The sequence below is a fragment of the Chryseobacterium sp. 2TAF14 genome (assembly GCF_052115105.1).
GTDB lineage: Bacteria > Bacteroidota > Bacteroidia > Flavobacteriales > Weeksellaceae > Chryseobacterium.
Map to the genome: position 1 here is coordinate 1 of NZ_JBFRGA010000258.1, position 4,701 is coordinate 4,701.

Sequence of the window (4,701 nt, forward strand, 5' to 3'; positions counted from 1 at the left end):
ATCTAGTAATTCATCATCTAGTAATTCATCTGTAACAACACAACCAGCAACTCTGACTCTCTTGATATTCCATTTTTCATCAATCACTTTTCTTAAATGATCTTCACGAAAATCCGGAAACCCAAATGATAGGAATACAAATTTATTATCCACAGCAACATCCTCTTTTTTCTTACAAGAGAAAAGAAGAAAAACAACTGTAATAAATATACATACTTTCAAAGGTTTTTATTGTTTATATAAAGCTATATATTTTTCTGCTGATTTCTCCCAGGCAAAGTCAAATTTCATATTAGACAAAACCAATTCATCCATTTGTGTTTTGTTTTTATAAATATTTACACCGCGGCTCATTGCGTGAATAATATCGTCAACTCCGGGATAAGTAAAATTCAAGCCAGAACCTCCTGTTGTAATATCTTTTACGGTATCTCTCAAACCTCCTGTATAACTTACGACCGGAACCGTTCCGTAGCGCATTGCATACATCTGATTGAGACCGCAAGGCTCGACTCTTGAAGGCATCAACAAAAAATCTGCCGAAGCGTAAATTTTGTGCGATAAATGTTCTTTATATCCAATATCTGTCGCAAAATTTGAATAAACCGAATCCAATTCTTTCAGTTGTTGTTCCAGATAAGCATTTCCTGAGCCGAGAACAATAATATTTAATCCTCCGAAACTTTGTTTAATACTTCTCCAGATTAAATCAGGAAGCAGATCTGCTCCTTTCTCGGTGGCAAACCTTCCGATAAAAGCAAATAAAGGAAGCTCAGGATTTAAGCCATATTCTTTACAAAGCTTAGCTTTATTTTTCCTTTTAATTTTTAAAGCATTTTTACTGTTAAAATTAAAATCGATCATTGGATCGGTTTGCGGATTCCACACATCGGTATCGATTCCGTTTATAATCCCAAAAGCTTTCGAAAACTCTTCCCTTACCAAGCTTTCAAGACCTCTGAAACTTACGAAAAGCTCTTCTAGATAACCTTCGGAAACCGTTGTGAAAGCATGACAGCATTTGATCATACTTGCCAAAGGATTGATGAGGCCATTCCAATCGAGAAGTCCCCATTTATAATGATCGAAAGCAGGCATATAGTTTGCCATATCCCAACTCATCATTCCCTGATATTCTCCGTTATGAATGGTTCCGATGGTTTTTACCCCTTTCAAAAATTCAAAATCATTACAGTTTTCAATCATAAAAGGAACCAGACCGGTGTGATAATCATGGCAATGCAAAACATCGGGACGTATTTTCATCGCTGACAACCAATGTAAAATCCCATGCTGGAACGCCAGAAACTGAAAGCTTTCATCCTGATATCCATAAGGATTCTCACGATCGAGCAATCCCGGAATTTTCACCATATACAATTCAAATCCCAAAACATCAGTTGTTTCTTTCAATACCTGAACCTGAAGCATATTGGAACCCTGATGAATAAAACCGTCAAAAACCACTTCAAAATCATAGTCGTACACAAAATGTTTGTTGTACCAAGGCATCACTACTTTTGCATTGACCTCTTTTATTTTGTTCTGATATTTTGGCAAAGCACCAACCACATCTGCAAGTCCGCCAACTTTTGCTACGGGATAACATTCTGTACTGAGGTGAAATATTGTCATTTTTTGTGTTGTTTAATCCTATTTAATTTATACTTTTTATCTTTTCTCTGTTTTAAAATAATTCCCGAAAGTGGCGGAAGATTCAGGCTTATTGATCTTGAACGGTTCATCCATTCGTCATGATCTTCTCTGAAAATATTTGCATCAACCCCGCTTCCGTTATATTTTTCGTCATCCGAATTGAGAATAACTTCCCAATGTGTTCCTGAATTTACACCAACTTTATAATCCAAAACCCGTGGCGTAAGATTTAAAATCACCATAAAAACATCATCCCGTCTTTTTCCTTTCCGTAAATAGATATAGACCGAATTATCTTCATCATTGGCTTCCACCCATTCAAAACCATATGGATTAAACTGGTTTTCGAAAAGCGCAGTTTGGTTTTTATAAAGATGGTTCAGGTCTTTTACTAAAGTCTGCAAACCTTTATGAACCGGATATTGCAGCAAATGCCACTCTAAACTTTGTTTAAAATTCCATTCTCCGGTCTGCCCGAATTCATCGCCCATAAACAGCAATTTTGCTCCGGGATGCGTAAACATATAAACATACAAAGCTCTGAGGTTGGCAAATTTCTGCCATTCATCACCTTTCATTTTATAGATCAGGCTGGCTTTTCCGTGTACTACCTCATCATGCGAAAGCGGGATCATATAATTTTCATTATACATGTACATCGAAGAAAAAGTCAATTTGTGATGATGATATTTTCTGTTGACAGGATCTTCTTTAAAATAAAATAAAATATCGTGCATCCAACCCATCATCCACTTCATTCCAAATCCTACTCCGCCATCGTGTACAGGTTTTGTCAGTTTTGGAAAATCTGAGCTTTCTTCAGCAATCGTCATAATATTATTGCCAAATTCTTTATAAACGGCTGTATTAAATTCCTGAAGAAAAGTTTTTGCTTCAAGATTTACATTCTCTCCATAAATATTCGGTTCCCATTCTCCTTCATTTCTGGAATAATCCAGATGAAGCATGGAAGTAACCGCATCCACACGAAGTCCGTCTGCATGATAACGATCGAGCCAGAACATCGCATTAGAAATCAGGAAAGATTTCACTTCATTTCTTCCGTAATTAAAAATATAAGATTTCCAATCAGGGTGAAAACCTTTTCTGGGATCTTCATGCTCATACAAATACGAACCGTCGAAACGGTGCAATCCGTTTGCATCACCAGGAAAGTGCGACGGAACCCAATCTAAAATTACGCCAATATCATTTTTGTGGAGTTCATTTATCAGAAACATTAAATCTTGTGGAGAGCCGAAACGGGAAGTTGCCGCATAAAAACCGGTTATCTGATAACCCCTGGATGCAGCCTGAAGATTTTGTTCCCAGCTTAAGGCATAAGGATCACTTTTTTCTAAAATTTCTCCCTGAACGGTTTCTATTGCATATTTATAAAGCGTTCCCCAGGAAAGTGCAGGAATGAAGCCTTCCCAGATCCCCGACTGATCCCATCTTGGAAATAAAATATGTTCGCGGTGATTCCAGTTATTAAAATTCCCGATAACGGAAACTTTTTTGGCATTCGGAGCCCAAACCGAAAAATAAACCCCTTTTATTCCATCTTTTTCAACAGAATGAGCACCAAACTTTTCGTAGAGTCGGTAATGTTTACCTTCTTTAAAAAGATAAATATCGTGATCCGTAAAAAGAGTATAGGTTTTTACAAAATTCATCATAATCGGTTTTTGGTCTGCATCGTCATAAAATATTTTTACTGAATTACGGATGACTACCAAATATATGACATTTTCCCTTGGCAAGAGCTATTTTTAATCAATATTAAAAAGAATTCATAAAAATATTTTTTATAAATTTAAAAGCTTTAAAACCATTAAACACATAATGAAATTTACGCTTAATACGGCAGAAAAAGATAACAGACCCGTTTTTATTACAGGAAATTTTAACAAGTGGAATCCCAAAGATTCTCAGTTTCAGCTTCAGGCTTCCGGTGAAAATATCTACAGCATTGATATTGAAGACCATTTGCTTAATGATGAGATAGAATATAAATTCACAAAAGGAGGCTGGGAAAATGTAGAATTAGACCAATATGGTAATATTACTCCCAATAGAAAAGTCAAGAAAAAATCTGCAAAAACCAATGATCATGTTGAAAAATGGAGATTCAACTGGGGACCTTTCAAAGATGAATTTTTTCCTATTGTAGAAGTAATTTCTGAAGAATTTTATATTCCGCAGCTTGATCGTTACCGCAAAATCTGGGCGCTCCTTCCCTACGATTATTATGTTTCAGATAAAAAATATCCTGTGCTTTACCTTCAGGATGCCCMAAATTTATTTAATGAAGGCAGTGAATACGGAAACTGGGAAATCGACAAAAAACTTTCTATTCTTGCCGAATACGGTCGTGGAGACGTGATCATAATCGCTGTAGAACACGGAAGCGAAGACCGTATTAAAGAATATATTTTCGATAATGACAATGTCGCCAACGGATCTGAAGGAAAAAAATACATCAGGTTTGTCACAGATACTTTAAAACCTTTTGTTGACGAGCATTACCGTACCAAAAAAGACCGAGAAAATACAGGGATCGGCGGAAGCTCTTTAGGAGCATTGATTAGTCTTTATAGCGGTTTTCTTTATCCTGAAGTCTATTCTAAGCTTCTGATCTTTTCACCTTCGCTTTGGATAGAACCCAACAATAATTTTCCGATGATGAGCTTCAGAGTTCCTTTTAAGACTAAAATTTACCTTTACGGAGGCGAGCGTGAAGGCTCAAAAATGGTTAAAAGAATTCAGGTTTTTGAAAATTATCTGAAACGTTGGGAAAAGAAAAATCTTTTCGATTTTGAATTTAAAACCAATATCAACCCCGATGGTGAACACAGCGAATTTTACTGGTCACAGGAATTTCCCAGAGCAATCGAATGGCTTTTTTACAACAATACCGAAAACCCTGTTGAAGTAAAACCAAAGCAGGAAAACAAGTAATTATTGGTTGATGATTGATAGTTGATGGTTGATAGTTGATAGACTGAATTTCAGCATTTTAAAATAAATATAACACAGATGGAG

Annotated in this window: 4 protein-coding genes; 1 reads left to right on the forward strand and 3 read right to left on the reverse strand. The window is 36.1% G+C overall.

The features are described from left to right. The 3 genes from AB4Y90_RS17055 to glgB form a co-directional block, all read right to left on the reverse strand. The coding region (locus AB4Y90_RS17055) for a hypothetical protein (protein WP_441558763.1) at nt 1-222 on the reverse strand (222 nt) is incomplete at its 3' end. A 6-nt stretch (nt 223-228) separates the two neighbouring features. Next, nucleotides 229-1,635, reverse strand: coding sequence for a glycogen synthase (locus tag AB4Y90_RS17060; RefSeq protein WP_441558764.1), 1,407 nt, complete (start codon nt 1,633-1,635; stop codon nt 229-231). Then, nucleotides 1,632-3,332, reverse strand: coding sequence for a 1,4-alpha-glucan branching protein GlgB (gene glgB / locus AB4Y90_RS17065; protein WP_441558766.1), 1,701 nt, complete (start codon nt 3,330-3,332; stop codon nt 1,632-1,634). The genes AB4Y90_RS17060 and glgB overlap by 4 nt, the downstream gene beginning before the upstream one ends. A 169-nt stretch (nt 3,333-3,501) precedes the next feature. Here glgB and AB4Y90_RS17070 point away from each other — a divergent pair, with 169 nt between their 5' ends. Further along, nucleotides 3,502-4,617 (forward strand): alpha/beta hydrolase-fold protein, encoded by a 1,116-nt coding sequence (locus AB4Y90_RS17070; protein WP_441558765.1) that lies wholly within the window; start codon nt 3,502-3,504, stop codon nt 4,615-4,617. The last annotated feature ends 84 nt before the right edge of the window (nt 4,618-4,701 follow it).

Excerpts from the sequence above, each read along its gene's own strand:
- AB4Y90_RS17060 (WP_441558764.1), bottom strand. The coding sequence starts at position 1,635 with ATGACAATATTTCACCTCAGTACAGAATGTTATCCCGTAGCAAAAGTT.
- glgB (WP_441558766.1), bottom strand. The coding sequence starts at position 3,332 with ATGAATTTTGTAAAAACCTATACTCTTTTTACGGATCACGATATTTAT.